The following is a 20036-nucleotide window of genomic DNA, read 5'->3' on the forward strand; positions in this document are numbered from 1 at the left end:
CGCCAGTACTTTGTTATACCGCTTAAACATCGTCAGTGCTTATGACCGCGGATGCGCACAATTTATTCGGCACTTACCGTTTCCAAATGGGACGGTTGCGCAGATCGCCGGCCGGCGCAGTTGCCGCGTTTAGCTGTCCAAAGTACGGGGAGAATACTGTACCAGCACAACTTCGGTATGACACAGCCTACCCGACCTTACATTCCCTTTGTTATTGTTTACTTTGAGAGCTTCGAAGCGAAAATTGATGCTATTGCAAGAGAGAAATAGTGTAAGACGGCGAGCAGAAGGAAGTTTATTAAAAAGAAGTTAGGGGGTAGGTTTATCAGTTGTGTTCAGGGTAGGTTGGAACTGAAGAACGGAAGTTTCCTAAACTTTAGATACACACGCCCAACTGTACCAGCCGGTACGGGCGGGAGTTCGATTCTTGTCGGGACTACGTATTGGTTTGAGATGCATTTAAGTCGATCGTCCTTTATGGGTAAAGTAGGTTGCAAAAGACAGAAAGCAGAACTCTAAATGATCAACCAGCAGCTTTCAAGATTTTATAAATCCACAATGCGCTATCCAGCTACCTAGCCACCTCGATCTTCACCTTTTTGTTTTTGATCTTTTCATTTTTAATCAACTCCAGCGCGGCACCAAGCTTTGTTTTCCGCACCGCTACAAAGGAGAAGAAATCCTTGACTTCTATCAACCCGATATCTTCTTTTTTCAGCTTGCCTTTGTTCGACAAAAAGCCTACAACGTCGATCTTGTTGACCTTGTCTTTTTTACCCGCAGCGATATACAACGTGGTCCATTTTGGCTTGGCGGGAAGCTCTGGCTTTTCTGGTAAATCAATGCGTTCCGGTTCGGGACTAATGTAATCCGGGAGCTTCTCTTCTTCGGATAGGAGTAAGATTGCGGTTCCGCTGGCATCCATTCTGGCGGTTCTTCCGTTGCGGTGGGTAAACGCATCTTCCGTGTGCGGAAGGTGATAATGAATGATGTACCGGATGTTAGGAATATCAAGACCTCTTGCAGCCAGGTCGGTGGTCACCAGCAGGTTTGTGCTGCCGTTCCTAAACTTCGCCAGGGCACTATCGCGTTGTTGTTGCTCCAATGCGCCATGATAAAATTCATTGTAGATACCTTTTTGCGTTAACAGCTCACTTGTTCGTTCAACGGCTTCGCGGTGGTTACAAAATACCAGGGTTGAACGATCTCCCAGGAAACAGATTAACCTGAAAAGGGCGTCAGATTTGTCTTTTTCTTCAGAGAGCACCATCTTAATGGCAAGCTTATTTGGCTCATCTGCTTCGCCATCCAGGAAATTTAATTTTAATGGCTGTTGTAAGCCAATAAACGGAGGAATCTCAACAGCCTCGGTGGCTGAAGTGAGGATACGCTTATCAATAGCAGGCAATGAACCTATAATGAAAGACATTTCTTCCAGAAATCCCAGTTCAATTGACTTGTCAAATTCGTCAAGTACAAGGGTTTTAATGGAGTCCACGGTAATGTTTCCGCGACGAATATGATCTGCCAGTCGGCCCGGGGTGCCAACCAATAATGCAGGAGGTTGAACAAGGTTGTTTTCTTCAGTTTCCCTCAGGTGTCCGCCATAACAACAGGTTACTTTTAATCCGGTACCCATCTGCTTGAATACCTGTTCGATCTGTAAGGCTAGTTCGCGGGAGGGTACAATGATGATTGCCTGGGTCTTATTGATCTCTTTATCCAGTAAATCAAGTACGGGCAGGAGAAAAGCAAGTGTTTTGCCGGAGCCGGTTTTCGAAAGCAGGATAACCTCCTGGTGAGATTTATTGGCCTCAATTGCAGCAAGCTGCATTTCGTTTAATGCATCAATGTTTAAATTGGCCAGGATTGTTTCCGTGGAGTATGCTTTTTTGTTCATGAACAGCGTGCAGGTTTGGTGAATAGGAATTCACTGCACGTTTACAAAGATAAACGTTATGCCTGCTAATAAGCTGTTATGAGCTTCAGCCAATGCTGTTTGTAGATCTGAAATGCGCCCCCGCGCTCGTTAGTCAAACTGCAACATAATTTCCGTAGAGCCATTAATGGCTGAACCAGTGTTGTTGTGTGCCTATAAATAGAAAAGAGGGGATGTCAAATCCCCTCTCTCAATGATAATCTAATCAGTAAAGTTGGCTTGCAAAGTTGTTACAAGGTCGATCAGGTTGTTATTGAACAACTGATAGTCATTACCTGGTTACACAACTTATAAGTTACATACTGAATTATTATTTCCCCTTTTTCTGCTTCAGGATGTCTTTTTGAGCAACCACAACCTGGTCTACCACCCCTCCTAACACTGTCACACCAACGACCACCTGGTTACCTGTAATTATATTGGCATCTCGCAACAAGTTGTTTAACACGTTGTCAATAGTCAAATCGTTTAAAATGTCATTAAGAGCTACGATTGTAACAGTATTATTGTTCAGCACATTAGATACGTCAACTACATCAGTGATAGTGATGTCTTGAACGTTTATGGCTACGGTTCCCACCTGAACAGCAATTAGATTGCCTGCTGCAGCCAGAACCTGTTCACCGGTGGTGATTTGAGCCTCTGCTGTTTTAGAACTTAAAGTCAGTGCCATGCACATTGACAATGCAATCAGTAAACTTTTCATGTTTAAATGGTTTTAATCGTTAAAGAATGATTGTCTTAGCGCGCACTAAGGTTTACATGGGTTCAAGATTGGTGCCGTTAGGGGTATTTAGAACAATGTTGAAGAAAGTTGATCAACTGACCGTATGAATGATCGTTGACAAATGACTCACAGACCACAAGATTGACATAAGTCACTGACTTGCAATAAGGTACTTCATATTTGTTGTTTTTTGACCCGTTTTGAGCCACATTTCCACACTATGTTTTCATGAGCTAAGCGGCTCGAATTATTGCTCGACGGACATCACCTATGATCCAACAAAGGTCTAATCTGTTGAACTTTAAAGCCAAACGATGCCAGCTAATAAGCCCGATATCAGAAGCAACTCCCTTCTATCATTGCTCAGCATCAAACTTCATCAATCGGGTACTGCATGTTGATTGTGGAAAAACCATGTTAAGTGCAATTCAAAATAACAGGCACCGTCTTTGTTATGTAGCCGCGCCTCACCTATCATAATATCCTTTGGATCACATGACCGTAATAGTTACCGAACTATCACCAAATCATTAATCCATGAACGAAATACATTATGACTTTGTTGACCTGGATAGCGAAGCGGCTTTCCAATTGTTCGGGCAAACGTTAGGTGGTGTTTCGCAAGGAGATTTGTTAGTGTTTGATAACCAGCTCGCAACAGGAAAACTCACCATCTCCACCCCGGAAAACGGGTTATGGATGAGAAAGTGGACGTTTACCGTTTTTCAAAAGATTTTGCTACACAAACGCCCTGCTCCGGCAGAAAGTGAACGCAAATTCATCCTCATCTATTTTCTAAACCCCGAAATCTTCGGTCTTAAACATAAGAGCCGGAAAATTCAGGTAAAGGGTGCTGAAAAAAACATCTTTCTCACCAGTAAGGTGGCAATGGATTTCACCGTATTACCAAATCAGCCCTTTTATGTTTTAGACATTGCCTTTACAGAAGGGTGGCTTCAAAAGCATTTCATTGATGCTGAGCCCGAACATCTTTCAGCTTTAGCGAAACACTTTGCCCATAACAATTCCAGCGTTGTACAACGATGTTGTGTGGATGAATACACGGTGTTGGACGAGCTCGAAAATGCTTCATCACAACAACAGGCTGATCCACTCTTTATACGATCCCGTGTTTACAACCTCATCATACTCTTCCTGAAGAAATTGCTGGCAGTCGACAAGCAGCCTGAGTTAGTGAGCACCGTCAGTTATGAACAGCTCATGCATGCAAGGAGCTTGATTAATGATCGCCTTGGGACCCAACTTAATATCAAATCCATAGCAAGGGAGGTAAATATGAGCGTGGCTTCACTATCAAGGCAATTCAAAAAAATTTATGGGAAAAGTATAAGTGAATATCATCTTGGTGAGAAAATGGAATGGGCAAAGAAAATCATCATTGAAAATGATTTTCCAGTAAAGGAGGTGGCGATGATGTTAGGCTATCATCAACCAAGTTCGTTTATCGATTGCTTTTCAAAATATCATGGTTTTAGCCCGGGAACCCTTAGGGCTGTTACTGCTGACACTTGATTATTGGCAAAATGGATGGTCTTTTTTTTACTTAAAACAGGTTGATCTTGAACATTATAGACAATTCAAAGCCAATCTGTATAGCTTTTGGAGAACTGATACGATTCTTTATAAAAAGCTCGGAAACAACCTATGTGCTTGATCCCTTTCTTGGAAGTGGTAATGTTAAGGTGTTTAAACTTGAACACGGCCTATATGTACGTTTGTGGGACTGTTCTTTTGATCATGCTATAGAATTGGTTAACGAGGAATTCTTTGATGTCCGAAAACAGTACTACACCCTTGCTTTTTTCCTGGACCTGGCAGGAGTAAAATTTGCGCATCATGGGACGTATGCCGGTGAGAACAAGATTTGGGACACGGCGTTGATCCCCGCTGATTCGGATTACAAGATTGCGATGGATGCACGTGCAAAAGTGAACTGTTTTAGTGTTAGTTTTTCAAAGAAATGGTTGGATGCCAATAATATCAACTTAAGTAGTAAGCCGGGTGAAAACCAACATACCTCTAAGCTTTTTCCAGCAACACTGCAATCCATGACGGTAGCTGAAAAAAAGCTGTTGAGCGAGATCGCCACTAGTTCGTTCAACAACCCTCTTGGATCGTTTTACCTTAGATCAGCTGTGTTAAAAATTGTTTGCGATTTTTTTTATAAAATCAGGCTAACAGAACCTGCTAACGGACTTTCTCAAAGTATAACCATTTCTGATGTTGAGCGGCACCTTTGCAGCGATCTTTCCGCGGCCTTGCCCAACCTAAAAGCATTGGCCGAAAAATTTTCCAGGAGTGAGGTCACATTGAAAAGGCACTTCAGGAAGAAATTCGGGGTTAACATGTCAAATTATTTCATCAATAAAAAAATGGAATATGCGCGTAAACTTTTAGGTGAAGGCGGTAAAACCATCGCTGAGGTAGCAAATATTGTCGGATATAAGAACGTTCATCACTTTGAAAGCATGTTGAAGAAACATAAGTAGCTCGTCCGGGGTTATCTGATGTTACGAATAAAAAAGGTCACCTCAATTAAGGTGACCTTTTTTGATTGAACACTAAACCTCTCTAAAGTTATTGGGTGTTGTTGGCAGCTGCACGAACCCTCGAATAAGGCAAGTAGATTTGGAAACCAACCTGTAAGTTGAGGTTGCTGCTTGATACCGCACTTCCAAAACCAACAATGTTGTTGTACTTTAAAAGTCCTTCCAGACCAATGTTCGGGGTAATAAAATACGCCAAGCCCGGACCGACACCAATACCTAATCCATTGGTATTGTCACCAACAGTTGGGTTATAGCCTTCAATACCAACATTACCTTCGAAGAAAAACCTTGAATGTCTTACCAGGTTTAGTTCAGCGTCGTTGATATAGTAGCGGCCGAGTGCACCAACACCATAATTTACACTTGCACCCACGCCTTTAGCAGTCGCAAGACCGAAATTCAGGTATGCACCCAAGGCAGTGTTGTTCCTGATAAACCAGGCTGCTTTAGGATTGATTTGCACATTAAAGTTACCTCCCCTGTTAAGGCTCAATTGCAAATTGGCAAGATCGGCACCCACCATTACATTCCCCTTCTGAATTTGCGCGTTTAAGATCTGCCCGCTCGCAAACACAAATGCGAATACACATAAAATTTTTTTCATAAAAATCATTTTTATTGAAGGTTATAAATTTTATGCCATAGTCGTGAACATACAACAGTATTGTAAGGATAAACAGATATTAATTTCTCAAGCAACTGCGTTCGGATTTATTGTTGCATAAGCTAATTGCCAGTCTACCAGGCGCTTAAAAAAGAGGTGAGTAGCTAAAGTCAGGAAAGAAAAGTTTTTTAACGTGGTGTTCTTTAATTCTTTCGCCTGCAATAAATTTTATTTCACCATCAATTACATACAATTGTGTTGCAAGGGGCCAGGTTCGTCCGCAAGGTTTGGAACAATATGCACCAGGATAACACCACCATTGAGCTTATATGCGGGATCGTTTGTTTGACTGCGTGAAAATCAACATTGTTGATGCATCACCCGGTGAGTTACCCGATAGGCTACTCCTTAGATTGAATAACCAGCAACAGGAAAAGGTATATACCGGCTTCGTCATCAGGGACGTTGATTATCGTATAACAGCCTGCTGCTTAAAAGGGCAATAAAATGTACAGTATGGAAAGCAGCAATTGGATAAGAATAGAAATGGCCAGTGTTGTGCTGAGCATGTTTTGAAGTTTTTGTTGCAGGTAAGCTTTTGGGTCCTCCCTTTTGCTCACCTGAAGCGCGTCGAAGTAGACGTAAGTATTTATGTTTGCCTGTTCCCGTTTGAATATGAAATAGTGAAATGATTTTGCAAACAGCAAGCTGGTGATAGCAATAAGGTTGATATTGATCAATAGGGTAATAGGGCCTTGCATAGCTGGATTTTGGAATAAAAACGAATATTTGCGCGGATTATTATTTTGTTGCAACTACGTGTTACTGCCTTGCGTTCTTCATGGCTTAGCAATAGCAGCCACTAACATAACACCACTATTTTCAAAGTACCTGCGCAACCGGGGCATTCTTGTACCCTCCTGGACCCGTATGGGGTTTAACTTACCAGCACGACCCGGGTCTCCACTTACTAGAATCAGATCTTGAGGCAAAAAAGATGGTTGGTTCCTGCAAGCACCGGCTTCAGCGGACGGGATGCCGTATTATATTTGATCATCTCATTCGTTTTCATAATTTTATTCCTTCAGTATGGCAGCCGTGCTGAGAACCTTCCCCGCTTAAATTCAATAATCCTCATTGCTATTGTATAGTCATTCCCACCCGTTGTTAACGGCCAGGTATTCTTGTACTTTAAATCATCTATTGTTGAAAAATGCTGTTTATCTTACCAACCTCGTGTTGGTATTAATTTCCATTTACCTGTTTAACATCGCACCACCGACAACACCAAACATCTTCCTGTTTTGGGCACTAGCCATTCTATGGTTGAGTTGTATTCCATTATATCATTTTTTGCTTATTGGCTGCGAACGTGAAGCCATTCCGTTAATGCCAGTGTGGAGCGGTTTTATTGTTCTCTCATATTCATTGCCGGTATTCCTAATTAAACCTGAAGACTACGAAATCTATGATGTTACTGCAGAATGCCTGGAATATTCTTTTTGGAGTTTCCTGTTGTTTTATATTTATTATTATTGTTTATACCATACCCTATCGACTAAGATCCGGTTTACGCCAATTCAGTTTTCAGTAACGGGCGCGAGATGCCGGTTTTATGCCTTGCTATTTCTTTTAGTAAATATTGTAACGTCAAAAGTTTTCTCAATTGATTCAATCCAGTTTATCGGGGTACTTGGTTTCTATTTTTTTGTAGGAACTTATATTGTATTGCAGCATCAAAAAGTAAGGATCACAACAGTTGAGAAAGTACTCTTTAATATCATTTTGCTGTATGAATTTATTGAAAGAGTGATCTCGGGACAAATACTTGCATTTGGGTTATTGTTTATCTTTTATGTTTTTGTTTCGTACGTACTAAAAGCTGGAATGAAAAAATTGGTAATTGTGTGTGTCAGCTTTGTGCTTTTATATTCCTGGTATTCGCAGGTAAAATACAGCTATCGTGAGTTTATCTGGTTTAGCGACAAAAGCTACAACTTCATAGAGCGGGTACAGCTGCTTGGTGATCTTGCTTTCCATCCCGAAGCCTACAATGCAGGTCCGCCGAAGGAAACCGAAAAGCAGAACTCACACATCATCTGGAGGTTTTCCTACCAGGCATCAGCTTTTGCTTTAATCATCGACAAAACGCCCAGGGACGTGCCCTTTTGGGAAGGTAGTACTTACCAGGTGCTGGCGAAATTTATACCGCGAATTCTATGGCCCGATAAGCCGCTAGAAGATGCCAACCTTCAATACAATAAAACGTACGGCCTTGTTCCGCCTGAAGCTGAGGTCTCGCCATTTCCACTACCGACGCTGGCAGAGATGTACATGAATTTCGGAACGGCCGGAATAGTTTACGGGATGTTCGGGTTAGCCCTTTTGTACTACGGAATGAACAGCTATTTCAATTCGATCAACAATAACCCGATCAATAAAGTTTATGGGATCGGTATCCTTATCAGTTACATCAATATAGAGGGTAATTTTACGATGACCTTTGGTGTTATTTCTTTGATGATCCTAACTTTACTCGCGTTATTGTACTGCTTCAAACTTCTGGCAGACAAGCTTAATATACACTAGCGTTTCCGCTTCAGTCTTTTTCTGATTGCCTGCCTGAAACCCTTTAACTTGAGGTAGGTAACCTGCTATATGCAAAGGTGATCTTTTGCCTGATACCCCTAGCCCGATTACAGTTCAAAAAATTTAAACTATAGCCCATTTGGGTTTTTGTACTTCGTCGTTTTTATCCCATTTATAACCTGTTTTTGACCTCCAATGATTCTCGTTTAAAATAGGGTTTAATTAAAGACTAAAACGGGGGATAATATGCCATTTACAGAGGGAAAACGACTTTTTGCAGTGTTTTAAAAACCCTTCTATTTGGCGGATCGGCTGGTAAGATTTAGAAGATATTTCTTGTCTGAATTCCGCCCCTTTTTTCTGCCAGAATATACCGGCAGGCCCTATTACAACAGGCAATCTTTTTCCCCGGGTCTCGTTTCATATTTATCCAATATTCTAAATTCCATGAAAGCTAAAATCCTCATGTTGAATGTGCTTACCATGCTTACATTCAACTCATTCAGCCAAACCACAACCACGGTTATGGCCGCCGCCGGTGCCACCGGTTCCGCAGAGGGCGTAACCCTCGACTGGATACTTGGCGAAACAGTAGCAGGTGCAGTTGAAACCGGGTCGATCATGTTGACACAAGGTTTCGAGCAACCTTCAATCGTTTCTACAAGGATACCTACATTTTTAAAAAGTGTGAAGGTGCCAGCTCAAACATCTGTATTTCCTAACCCGGTAAACGCCTTGTTAAACGTCAGGGTCCAGTCACAGGAAGAACGTGTTGTATTGTCACTGTTTGATCTTCAGGGAAATCTTATTATGACAAGGCAAGCGAATGCAAAAAATGATCTTCAGCAGATCGACATGTCAAAGCTTGCTGCCTCTGTGTATATCCTTAGAATAACAAATATGAATGGCCTTTTAATCGACAATTTCAGAATTGCTAAACTTAAATAATCCAATAAACCTTTACTATGAAAAAATTATCATTTGCGCTACTTTTTGCCCTCGCATCCACTTTTGGTAAAGCACAAACGGTGCCCCAGGGAATGAATTACCAGGCAATTGCACGAAACCTCAATGGCGAAGTGCTGGTTAACCAACCGGTCTCTTTAAAAATAGATCTTTATAAGGGTCCGCAGGAGTCGTCTTCAGTATTCTATAGCGAAACGCATGCGGCAAACACCAACCAACTTGGTCTTTTCACGCTGATCATCGGTTCAGGCAAACCCGTTACAGGTACGTTTTCGAAAGTGCCCTGGAGTACAGAGGAAGTCTGGATCAATATATCAATAAAAACAAGCAGCCAGGATAGATACAGTGTTATAAATAGCACGAAGTTATTGGCAGTGCCTTATGCGTTCCACGCAGGAACTGCTGCTGAACTGGTCGGCAACCAGATCACCGGTCAAAGCCCTGCACCCGCAGCAACTGAAACAAATTTTTGGCGGACTGTAGGCAATGCAGGTCATTCGGAAGGCGACCGTCTCGGATCTACCGACTCTACAGACCTTGTACTGATTACCAATAACAAACAGCGCATTAAGATTACGGCCGGCGGTAACTTACAACTGGATAAACTTGCACATAAGGAGTCTGCTGAGCCGATGCAGGTACTTGCTAATGCGGACGGTGAATTGTTTACCCGGAAGATTAGCGATAATGTTGACAGCCTAGGGGTTAAAATTATAGGCGGTAAAAACCTGGACGTTTCGGGTGATGGAACTGCAAGCAAGCCATACGTAATTAATGCAAACATGGATAGTATCACTGCTTCGCCGCTTGACCGTGTTATTGCAACAGGTAATACGACTACCGGCAACATAGTATTCGAAAATGATGACAACTTCATTGAAACCAAACCCAGCAACTACAACGAATCCGTGAAACAGGGCAAGTTTAGTATGGCTGTAAAAGAGTTCCCCGGTGTAAATGGCTCTGGCAGCAGGAGTAATGTAGTTGGTAGCTTTTGGGGATACAATACTACCCCGGGTGGTGGTCAGTCAATACAAGGTGAGGCTGCGTATCGCTTTGCAGGTGAAACCTTTTTTGATGTAGGTGGCCGTAAAGTGATGGAGTTCCACTTACCGGAAATGCACACGAATTCAGGTCATGGTCTTCGCCCCTTCTCAATGTATATTGATCGCGAAACCGGTATTGGTTCAGCCGACTACCAAATGCACCAGTTTAATTTCAAAAAGGTTAACGACGCCAGTATCGACTGGATGAGGATGCGGAATGATGCGGGCGACATTCGCATAGAGATGCAGCCGGAAGCGGGAGGTAGTTCTTACCTGGAGATGAATGGCCGTGGTGAAACAGCGCCGGGTTCTGCCAACCATAACAAAGCATTTATTGTAAACAGTGGCAACGGTTTATCTTTTGTAAACAGTTCCGGTAATTTCAAGTTCAACAATGGTCTCGAAATAGAAGGTGGTGTTAGTCACGGTAGTACCTATGCCAATAATACCGACGCCAGCACTGGTTCTACTGCACACACGTTCCTTGGAAGGCAGACAAACAATCGCCTGCTTTCAATTGGTGACGATGCGTATTCTGAGAAGTTCTACATTACACCTACAAGTGTTATTTCAAGCCTTAACTTCCTCAGCATGGGTAAGTTGGAGATTGGTGGTTCAATTGCACCTGCAAATTCAGGCGACCTGAACATCAAGTTCAACACAGCAGGAAACAATGCAAAACTGAATTTTGTAAGCGATGCCGGCAACGTAATGGGTGGACAGGTATCCGTAGAAGGTGTATATGCAAAAACGATCCAAACCGAAAAGCCTTTGGGTGCTGAAAGTGCAGCGAAACTTAAGGTCGGAAACGTTGTAAGCGCAACCATCAGGAACATTACAAGTAAGTTTCTCCAGATTGAAATTGATGGCGTGAGCTATAAAATACCTTTAATAGACTAAGCGCTTAATTGATTACAACAAACGGGTTCATCTTTAACCACGAACCTATCTTTTAAAATGCAAAAACCGGAACGTGTTCCGGTTTTTGCATTTTAAATATACCTCCTCCACTAGTGAATGGGATTACAAACCCGATACACCAAGATTGGAGAAAGGATGAAGAACCAGGCTATTTACCGGGTATGTCCCGGACCGTACAGGATGTTGCCTGCCCTTGTGCCATTGTGCACCCCATTATCAACGGTAATGGCCCCGTTTACCAGTACATATTTAAAACCTGTGGAATATTGGTGTGGCTTATCAAAGGTGGAAAGATCGGCAACGGTTTTTTCGTCGAACACCACGATATCTGCAGCATATCCTTCCTTCAATAATCCCCGGCCATTCAGTTTAAACTTTTGCGCAGGCAAAGAGGTCATTCTCCGGATTGCTTCTTCTAGTATGATAACCCGTTCGTCGCGTACATACTTGCCCAGGACGCGTGCGTTTGTGCCGTAGCCGCGTGGGTGAGGTGCACCCTGGTTAAAGATGCGGATACTTGCATCGGAGGCAAACATGTTAAACGGGTATTGCATGATCTCCTTTACATCATCTTCGCTCATGCCATGGAAGACCATACCTGCACCACCATGCTCCATCATTTGGAGGATTGTTTCCGTTTCGTCAAGCGCCTTGTGTTTGCGTTCCTTTAAGAGGTTTATTGCCTCGATGCTTTTTCCGTTTAGCGTGGTGTCGTACTTATGGTAAGCAACCATTGCGTAACTAAAATGCTTCAAACGGCGTTTCTTCAGGCTCGTCAACATCTTTTCCTTTACACTTTTCCTAACATCCGGCCTGGAAAGCCGAGCGATCAATGAGTCCTGGCCATCTGCAAGCACCCACTCAGGCAAAAGTGTACTTAGCGACGTACTACTGGCGGTATACGGGTATTGATCTATGGTGACATCCAAACCCTCGTTGCGGGCATTGCGTACCATTTCAAGGGTTTGTTTACTTCGTCCCCAGTTTTGCTGGCCGCTTACTTTGAAGTGCGAAATCTCAACCGGCATATTGGCCTGCCTGCCAATGTTAATTGCTTCTTCAATGGCCTGGACAACACTGTCGCCTTCATCGCGCATATGTGAGGCATATACCCCATTGTATTTTGAGGCGGCTTTTGCAAGTGCAACTACCTCCGGCGTTTTTGAATATGTTCCGGGAATATAGATGAGTCCTGTTGACAAACCGGCAGCGCCATCTTTCATCGCCTGTTCCACCATCTGGCTCATCTGCGCCAGCTCAGCAGGATTGGGATCGCGGTTAGCGGAACCAATAACTGCTCTTCGAACTGTATTGTGCCCAACCAGCGAAGCGACGTTTACGGACAACTTTAAACTGTCGAGGCTTTTCAAGTACTGGTTGAGGTCTGGCTGAGATGATCCGCAGTTTCCGGTAACTACTGATGTAACACCATCGTAAATAAAGTTATTCGCCTCCGGGTTTTCCCGCTCATCGCCTTCAATATGCGTATGCACATCAATAAAGCCCGGGGCTACAATAAGGCCGTTTGCGTTGATTATCCTGGTAAAGCCCACACTATCCAGCTTTCCAATGGCGACAATCTTCCCGTTTTTTACCGCGACATCGCCATAATACCAGGAGTTGCCGGTGCCATCAATAATTTTTCCATTCCTGATCAGCAGGTCAGGACCCTGCCGGCATGAAGCCACCACCGGAACCATTAAACACAGTATAAGCCACCGCATAAACAAAATTTTCCCAAGTTAAGGATTGTGCCATTTCCTGTTTTGTAATTTAAATTTGAATATGCTCGAGATTAAAACAGCAGAGCCGGTGGCTGACCGGCAGGTAATACAACAGCTTTTTAAAGAATATGCCGATGGTTTGCAGGAAGACCTATGTTTCCAGGGTTTCACCGATGAACTGAATGAACCATTTAAAAAGTATTCACCCCCGCTTGGTTGTATTTTCATTGCCTATTATGAAGGCTTGCCTGCCGGTTGTATTGCTTTGCAGCCGCTGACAGCAGCAGGTGTGTGCGAAATGAAAAGGTTGTATGTACGACACGAATACCGGTCGAATGGTATAGGTGATAAGCTGGTGGCCCGTTTACTTATTGCTGCGGCAGCTATGCGTTATCACACGATGGTACTCGATACCCTCGACCGTTTACAACCCGCCATCAGGCTTTACGAACGACATGGCTTTGTAATAACAGAACCCTACTATGCCAATCCGCTTCCCGGAGTGGTATATATGCAACGGGGAATTAGCGCCTCCGCGGTGACTGATCTCGTTTAAGTGTCGTGCAGGTGCTTGTTGTAGTTATAAGGGCGAAGGGCTGCCGGATGGAAATGGAAAACACGCTGAAGGCTCCTGTGCCTGGCTTTGTGGCGGATTTGGAATGAACAGCCGGAACCGCTGTTGACGGAGAACCCCCGGATGAATGCCCCAAAAAAGAATCGTGTTAAAAGCAAAAGCACTTAGATCGTCGATTGCACTGGTATGTCGGGCACTTAATGCGAAAGCTGAAAGGTTTGTGTAACTACCTTATCGATAACAACAGGATAGTGCAGGTGCTCCAGTGCATGTATCTTGTTTGCGAGGGTGCCTGGTGTATCAGTGTGTTCGACCTTGCAACGTGCCTGGAAGATGATGTCGCCGGAGTCGTAATGTTCGTCCACATAATGGATCGTGATCCCGCTTTCTTTGTCGCCTGCCGCCAGCACACTTGTATGAACGTGTTCGCCATACATGCCTTTACCACCATAAAGGGGAAGTAGGGCCGGATGAATGTTTATGATTTTGCGTGGGTAAGCAGCGATAAGTGCAGCCGGAACCTTCCACAAAAAGCCGGCAAGTACAATAAAATCGATTCCGAAAGCTTTTAGTTCATCTGTATAAGCATTACCCCGGAAAAAGGGTTCCTTATCAATCAACAGCACGGGCACCTTGTTTGCGTTCGCTATGCCAATGACACCAGCACCAGGCTTGTTGCTGACGACCATGGCCACACGGGTAGTTTTATGATCGCGAAAGTGGTCGATGATCTTTGCTGCATTGCTTCCGGCACCCGACGCAAAAACAGCCAGACGAAAATGTACTTTGGCCTCAGCTTGTGAAGAATGCAATGCACTTACGTTTTGGGAAACCATGCTTCCGGCATCCTCAGTCATAACATGCTGTATTTAGTACGTACCAAAGGCTGGGGTTTCTGCAATGTTAAAACCTGTTTGTCTTACAACAGCACTTTTAAGAAAGAAAAATAGAGGCTTGGGCTTCATTATGCGCCTACTTCGCTTGTAAATAACTGTTGAAAGATGATGAATAGTGGTGCGATGGCCTTTTCTTTTCACCAAATTCTGGTTTTGTTTCAGGCTTCCTACGGTTGCCCCGGATGAACAAAACAGCCAAAAAAAGGGGCAGGCCCCAAAAAGGTTAAACAGTGCCGATGAACGTTGAAATGGTATGCCCGGGTTGGTGATTGTAAACGGCTGTACAATACGGCTCAGCGCGTGTTTGCACCCGTTTTTACAGCTTTCAAAAGTGTTCAAAAACACACAAAATTTTAACAGGAATATTGAACAAATTCGAGTTACAAAAAAATGACAATCAAAAAATGTTCAACACCGAAATCGGCTCAAACTCAAGCCAGACAAGGGAAAATTTTTTTTTTGTATGTTGATAATATGTGCAGTTCCTGCGCTATTTTTGCCACGCACTTTAGGAAATTTTTCCACTCAAAGCACAATCTTTTGTGTATATGATCCATCATCGCCGAATTGCCAATACCCTTGTACTTAGTTTAATTTTATTCTTTACTGTAGCTGTTAGAACCAATGTAATTGCCCAAAACGGCCAGTCATTATTCAACGCAAACTGTGCTTCCTGCCATAATCCTCACCGGGATCTTACAGGTCCGGCATTGTATAAAGTTGAAGAACGTTGGCCTGATAAAAAGAAGCTTTACGCATGGATACGCAACAACCAGGAAGTGATCAAATCTGGCGACCCTTATGCCAATGAACTCTACCTTAAGTGGAACAAAGTTGCGATGAACCTGTTTCCACAACTTACCGATCCTGAGATTGACGCAATTCTTGCTTATGTAAACAGTGTTCCTGATCCTAAAGCTGCTGCTGCAGCAGCTGCAACCCAGGGTGGTGGTGGAACATCAGGTGGCGGTGGTAGCGACAATACCCTGCTTTTTGGTATTCTTACGCTTATACTTGCAGTGGTTGCGATGATCTTGCTACAGGTAAATGCTAACCTGAAGAAGTTGTCGGATGAAAGAGAAGGTCTGCCTGCTTTAGAGCCTATTCCATTCTGGCGTAACAGGGCTTACATTGCTTTGGTTGCGATAGCGTTTTTCTGTGTGGGTGGTTACTTTACCGTAAAAGGTGCTATCGGGCTTGGTCGAAACAAAAACTATCAACCTGAACAGCCGATCTACTATTCACATAAGGTTCACGCGGGTGTAAACCAGATCTCTTGTCTGTATTGTCATACCGGTGCGCAGGAAGGCAAGCACGCCAATATACCTTCGCTTAACGTATGTATGAACTGCCACATGGCAATTAACGAGTACACCGGTACCGAAAAAATATACAAAGAAAACAACGTAGAAGTAAACGGTACAGCCGAGATACAAAAGCTGTACGAGTATGCAGGCTACGATCCTTCTGTAAGCAAAATATGGGATCCAACAAAGGCAAAGCCGGTTGAATGGATACAGATACATAACCTTCCGGACCACGTTTATTTTAACCACTCTCAACACGTAAAAGCCGGCCAGGTAGCTTGTCAAACCTGCCATGGCGAAATCCAGAAGATGGACGAAGTTTACCAGTTTAGCGACCTGAGCATGGGCTGGTGTATCAATTGCCATCGCGAAAGCAAGGTTCAATTTAAAGAGAACGGTTTCTACAGCATTTACCAGAAATTTCAACACGACCTGAATAGCGGTGCAATGGACAGTACCAAAGGTGTGACTGTTGAACAGATCGGGGGAACAGAATGTATGAAGTGCCACTATTAATATTGCCTCTTTTACTTTTCAGGAATAGGCTGAGTTCTTAGATCTCTTACAACAATCAACGCATGTATTTAAAGCCCAACGGTTGGGTTAAAAGATAAATTATGGAGCAAAAAAAGTACTGGCAAAGTTTTGGGGAGTTGAATAGTATAAATGCTACTGATGCCGCTGCTGGCGACGAGTTCCAGGAAGACCTTCCACTTGAAGCTGATGATAAAGGTTTTCTCGAGGCTAAAACACCACGAAGAGACTTCCTAAAATATATGGGATTTAGCACCGCTGCTGCTGCTGCCGTTGCGGGTTGCCAGATACCTGTAAACCATGCCATTCCTTATGTAAATAAACCCGAAGAAGTTACCCCGGGTGTCTCAAACTGGTTTGCTACTACCTATGTTCAGGATGGCGACGCTGTTAGTGTTATTGCCAAAGTTAGAGATGGTCGTCCCATCAAGATAGAAGGTAATGAATTATCACCCATCACCTATGGTGGTACCTCTGCCAGGGTGCAGGCTTCGGTTCTTGACCTTTACGACACGGCCCGTGTTCGTTTTCCAATGCGCCGGTCCGGTAACGAGTTCAAAGAAGTCAGCACCTTTGATGCACTGGATAAGATGGTTACAAGTGAAATGGCCGGACTAGGTGGTGCGCCAATTGTACTGCTAACTGAAACAATCACGTCGCCAACCACACGCAACATTATCACCCAGTTCTTAAGCAGGTTTCCTGGAAGCCGCCATGTTACTTACGATGCAGTAAGTAACAGTGGTATGTTACTTGCGAACGAAGCTTCATATGGCCGTCGTGCAATTCCTTCTTATCGCTTCGATAAAGCAAAAGTTATTGTCAGCCTTGGTGCCGATTTCCTGGGTACATGGTTAAGCCCGGTTGAGTTTACCAAGCAATATGGTAAAACCCGGAAGATTAACGAGAAGAACCCCACCATGAGCCGCCACATTCAGTTTGAAAGCATCATGAGTGTAACCGGTGCGAATGCTGATGAAAGGTTCAACCACAAGCCATCAGAAACCGGCGCCGTTGCAATGGCCATTTATGCAGGTCTTGGTGGAGCCGTTACAGCACCTCAGGTAAGCGAAAGTGTAAAAAAGGGTATCGCAAAAACAATACAATACCTCAATGCAAATAAAGGTGCGGCACTTGTCGTATCGGGCAGCAATGATCCGAATGTACAGGTAATTGTAAACGGCATAAACGAACTAGTCGGTGCAGGTGGAAACACCATCGAATGGTCATCAACATTTAATGGTCGCCAGGGTATCGACAGCGATATGGTGCGGCTTGTTGCTGATATGAACGCAGGCTCCATTGGTGCTTTGCTCATTCACGGCGCTAACCCGGCTTATAATTATTTCCAGTCAGCCAACTTTGTAAACGGGTTAAAAAAGGTCAGGCTGTCGATTTCATTCAACCAAAAACGGGATGAAACAAGTCAGCTCTGCAACTTCATCATTCCCGATCATCACTACCTCGAAAGCTGGGGTGATGTGGAGCCTAAGTCTGGCTTCTTTTCTCTAATTCAACCAACGATTTACCCCCTGTTTAAAACCAGGCAGTTCCAGGAAAGCCTGTTAAGGTGGAGTGGTAACACCACCCCCTATTCGGCATACCTGCGTACCTACTGGAGTGAAAGACTGGGTGGTCAAAGTAACTTCGATAGAGCATTACAAGATGGCGTAATTACGCCTGCAGGGTTCAGGCGTGATAATTACACTGCAATGAGCCCGCACTCTACAGGTAGTGTACACGGTTCAACAGGTATAGACTCCAGCCAGGCACATTCAGGAGCGGCACCGGCAGCAGCAGCTGCACAAGCAGGCGCCGCCAACACGAATACTGGTGCAACCGCCCCTGCTGCAATTGCTGCTACACCGGTTACAGCACCGGTAATCCGGAGCACCGGATTCAACAGTGCTGGTGTTGCTGCTGCAGCTACCGCCATCACTGGTGCCAAAAAAGGTGGCAAAACTGAACTGTTTCTATACGAAAAAATCTCAATTGGTAGTGGAACCCAGGCAAACAATCCCTGGTTACAGGAGATGCCCGACCCGATCACCAAAGCTACCTGGGATAACTATGCCGTGATTTCACCTGCCATGGCGCTGGATATGTTTGGCATCGACCTGACCAAGAATGGTGATATCGACGCCTACGAGGTACACCCTGAAAAGCCAAGTTTAAAAATCACCGTTAACAATATAGCTCTTGAATTGCCAATCATCATTGTACCGGGTACAAACCCTGATACAATAGGCGTTGCGCTTGGTTATGGCCGCAGCGAGCAAATTGGAAAGGCAGCCAATGGTGCAGGTCAGAATGCTTTTCCATGGGTTGGCTTCAACGGCACAACACGTGAATACGGTTTAAACAATGTCGCTGTTGAGAAGGGCGCAAAGAAATATACCGTTGCCCAAAACCAGACACACAATACACACGAAGGCAGAACAGAAGTTGTACTCGAAACAACCCTTGCTACTTTAAGCAAAAGTCCAAAAATGTTTGCTGGCATGCGGGAGGAGTTACACAAAGACTTCGCGCCAAAAACAAACAATTTCGAACAGGAGGCTACCCTTTACCCGGTTTATGATAAGCCCGGGGTTAAATGGGGCATGAGTATAGATTTAAACAGTTGCGTTGGTTGTGGCTCATGCGTAGTTGCATGTATGGCTGAAAACAACGTAGCGGTAGTTGGTAAAACAGAGGTGGCACGTTCACATGATATGCACTGGATGCGGATCGACCGTTACTTCTCGGGTGACCTCAATAATCCAAATGTTGTCTTCCAGCCCATGTTGTGCCAGCACTGCGATAATGCGCCATGCGAAAACGTATGCCCGGTATCTGCAACCAACCACAGCAGCGAGGGTTTAAACCAGATGGCTTACAATCGTTGTATCGGTACAAGGTATTGTGCAAACAACTGCCCATATAAAGTACGTCGTTTCAACTGGTCTGATTACATGGGTGCAGATAGCTTTCCCGATAACCAGAAAGAGGTGCTTACTGATGCCTCGATGATGATGAACGACGATCTTACCAGGATGGTGCTTAACCCTGATGTAACGGTGAGGAGCCGTGGTGTTATCGAAAAATGTACTTTCTGCGTACAACGTTTGCAGGAAGGAAAACTGAAAGCTAAAAAAGAAAGCCGGCCTTTAAAAACGGGTGCAAACAACGAGTGGGATGTTAAAACTGCGTGTCAGCAGGCTTGTCCGAGCGATGCAATTGTATTTGGTAACGCAAACGACAGTCACAGTGCGCTTACTTACCATCGTGGTACCAACAACGGTCGCCTGTTTTATGTACTCGAAATGCTGCATACGCTGCCAAACGTCAGCTACCTGGCAAGGGTTCGCAACACCGACGAAATACTGCATACTGAACCACAGCAGTCTACCGTAGGAGGAGAGGAGAATAAAGAAATGGATCATCAAAGTGCGCCGCACTAACAAATAGGCCGGTGCACAATAATGCATTTTTTGTCACCAGCCGGGTCACTTTAAGAAACATCGTTGCGTCGCAGTACGTTCATCCGTATCGCTTCAGGCAGCGGGGGACAAAACAGGATCAAACACAGAAACAGGAATAAGGATCGTTTGATTGAACGTTATCATGGCCCCGGAAGGATGATTTGCGTTGATTGTG

At 44.2% G+C, this 20036-nt stretch carries 14 protein-coding genes; 8 read left to right on the forward strand and 6 right to left on the reverse strand.

Annotated features, from left to right (window positions below; translation table 11 throughout):
• Nucleotides 1-571 precede the first annotated feature (571 nt).
• Nucleotides 572-1900, reverse strand: coding sequence for a DEAD/DEAH box helicase (locus EXU57_RS16110; protein ID WP_133269261.1), 1329 nt, complete (start codon nucleotides 1898-1900; stop codon nucleotides 572-574).
• Nucleotides 1901-2249: 349 nt separating this feature from the next.
• Nucleotides 2250-2645, reverse strand: coding sequence for a hypothetical protein (locus EXU57_RS16115; RefSeq protein WP_133269262.1), 396 nt, complete (start codon nucleotides 2643-2645; stop codon nucleotides 2250-2252).
• A 558-nt stretch (nucleotides 2646-3203) separates the two neighbouring features.
• Between EXU57_RS16115 and EXU57_RS16120 the strand changes: the two genes are divergently transcribed.
• Nucleotides 3204-4199 (forward strand): helix-turn-helix domain-containing protein, encoded by a 996-nt coding sequence (locus EXU57_RS16120; RefSeq protein ID WP_133269263.1) that lies wholly within the window; start codon nucleotides 3204-3206, stop codon nucleotides 4197-4199.
• A gap of 47 nt (nucleotides 4200-4246) precedes the next feature.
• A complete protein-coding gene (locus tag EXU57_RS16125) occupies nucleotides 4247-5176 on the forward strand; it encodes a helix-turn-helix domain-containing protein (RefSeq protein ID WP_133269264.1) in 930 nt (309 codons plus the stop codon).
• An 88-nt stretch (nucleotides 5177-5264) separates the two neighbouring features.
• Here EXU57_RS16125 and EXU57_RS16130 read toward each other — a convergent pair whose 3' ends face one another.
• A complete protein-coding gene (locus EXU57_RS16130) occupies nucleotides 5265-5840 on the reverse strand; it encodes a hypothetical protein (protein ID WP_133269265.1) in 576 nt (191 codons plus the stop codon).
• Nucleotides 5841-6331: 491 nt separating this feature from the next.
• Nucleotides 6332-6601, reverse strand: coding sequence for a hypothetical protein (locus tag EXU57_RS16135; RefSeq protein WP_133269266.1), 270 nt, complete (start codon nucleotides 6599-6601; stop codon nucleotides 6332-6334).
• Nucleotides 6602-7046: 445 nt separating this feature from the next.
• Here EXU57_RS16135 and EXU57_RS16140 point away from each other — a divergent pair, with 445 nt between their 5' ends.
• The 3 genes from EXU57_RS16140 (at nucleotide 7047) to EXU57_RS16150 (ending at nucleotide 11341) form a co-directional block, all read left to right on the forward strand.
• Complete coding sequence (locus tag EXU57_RS16140; RefSeq protein WP_133269267.1) at nucleotides 7047-8429, forward strand: hypothetical protein; 1383 nt, start codon at nucleotides 7047-7049, stop codon at nucleotides 8427-8429.
• A gap of 447 nt (nucleotides 8430-8876) precedes the next feature.
• Nucleotides 8877-9377, forward strand: a complete 501-nt coding sequence (locus tag EXU57_RS16145) for a T9SS type A sorting domain-containing protein (RefSeq protein WP_133269268.1) — start codon at nucleotides 8877-8879, stop codon at nucleotides 9375-9377.
• 17 nt (nucleotides 9378-9394) lie between these two features.
• Nucleotides 9395-11341: a hypothetical protein gene (locus tag EXU57_RS16150; protein WP_133269269.1), complete on the forward strand. Its 1947-nt coding sequence runs from the start codon at nucleotides 9395-9397 to the stop codon at nucleotides 11339-11341.
• A gap of 173 nt (nucleotides 11342-11514) precedes the next feature.
• Here EXU57_RS16150 and EXU57_RS16155 read toward each other — a convergent pair whose 3' ends face one another.
• Nucleotides 11515-13086 (reverse strand): N-acyl-D-amino-acid deacylase family protein, encoded by a 1572-nt coding sequence (locus tag EXU57_RS16155; RefSeq protein WP_133269270.1) that lies wholly within the window; start codon nucleotides 13084-13086, stop codon nucleotides 11515-11517.
• 61 nt (nucleotides 13087-13147) lie between these two features.
• Between EXU57_RS16155 and EXU57_RS16160 the strand changes: the two genes are divergently transcribed.
• On the forward strand, nucleotides 13148-13642 hold the full coding sequence (locus EXU57_RS16160) for a GNAT family N-acetyltransferase (protein ID WP_133269271.1): 495 nt from the start codon (nucleotides 13148-13150) through the stop codon (nucleotides 13640-13642).
• A 215-nt stretch (nucleotides 13643-13857) separates the two neighbouring features.
• Here the strand turns inward: EXU57_RS16160 and EXU57_RS16165 are convergent, their stop codons facing one another.
• Nucleotides 13858-14517, reverse strand: coding sequence for a phosphoribosylglycinamide formyltransferase (locus EXU57_RS16165; RefSeq protein WP_243745622.1), 660 nt, complete (start codon nucleotides 14515-14517; stop codon nucleotides 13858-13860).
• A gap of 587 nt (nucleotides 14518-15104) precedes the next feature.
• Between EXU57_RS16165 and EXU57_RS16170 the strand changes: the two genes are divergently transcribed.
• On the forward strand, nucleotides 15105-16379 hold the full coding sequence (locus EXU57_RS16170) for a c-type cytochrome (protein WP_133269272.1): 1275 nt from the start codon (nucleotides 15105-15107) through the stop codon (nucleotides 16377-16379).
• Nucleotides 16380-16480: 101 nt separating this feature from the next.
• Entirely contained in the window at nucleotides 16481-19840 is a 3360-nt protein-coding gene (locus EXU57_RS25655; RefSeq protein WP_243745623.1) for a TAT-variant-translocated molybdopterin oxidoreductase, read from the forward strand.
• The last annotated feature ends 196 nt before the right edge of the window (nucleotides 19841-20036 follow it).

This window comes from Segetibacter sp. 3557_3 (genome assembly GCF_004354985.1).
GTDB lineage: Bacteria > Bacteroidota > Bacteroidia > Chitinophagales > Chitinophagaceae > Segetibacter.

Bases quoted from the DNA above. Each gene is read 5' to 3' on its own strand.
- EXU57_RS16130 (WP_133269265.1), bottom strand. From the start codon at position 5,840: ATGAAAAAAATTTTATGTGTATTCGCATTTGTGTTTGCGAGCGGGCAG.
- EXU57_RS16110 (WP_133269261.1), bottom strand. From the start codon at position 1,900: ATGAACAAAAAAGCATACTCCACGGAAACAATCCTGGCCAATTTAAAC.
- EXU57_RS16170 (WP_133269272.1), top strand. From the start codon at position 15,105: ATGATCCATCATCGCCGAATTGCCAATACCCTTGTACTTAGTTTAATT.
- EXU57_RS25655 (WP_243745623.1), top strand. From the start codon at position 16,481: ATGGAGCAAAAAAAGTACTGGCAAAGTTTTGGGGAGTTGAATAGTATA.
- EXU57_RS16165 (WP_243745622.1), bottom strand. From the start codon at position 14,517: ATGACTGAGGATGCCGGAAGCATGGTTTCCCAAAACGTAAGTGCATTG.
- EXU57_RS16145 (WP_133269268.1), top strand. From the start codon at position 8,877: ATGAAAGCTAAAATCCTCATGTTGAATGTGCTTACCATGCTTACATTC.
- EXU57_RS16120 (WP_133269263.1), top strand. From the start codon at position 3,204: ATGAACGAAATACATTATGACTTTGTTGACCTGGATAGCGAAGCGGCT.
- EXU57_RS16155 (WP_133269270.1), bottom strand. From the start codon at position 13,086: ATGCGGTGGCTTATACTGTGTTTAATGGTTCCGGTGGTGGCTTCATGC.
- EXU57_RS16115 (WP_133269262.1), bottom strand. From the start codon at position 2,645: ATGAAAAGTTTACTGATTGCATTGTCAATGTGCATGGCACTGACTTTA.
- EXU57_RS16160 (WP_133269271.1), top strand. From the start codon at position 13,148: ATGCTCGAGATTAAAACAGCAGAGCCGGTGGCTGACCGGCAGGTAATA.
- EXU57_RS16150 (WP_133269269.1), top strand. From the start codon at position 9,395: ATGAAAAAATTATCATTTGCGCTACTTTTTGCCCTCGCATCCACTTTT.
- EXU57_RS16135 (WP_133269266.1), bottom strand. From the start codon at position 6,601: ATGCAAGGCCCTATTACCCTATTGATCAATATCAACCTTATTGCTATC.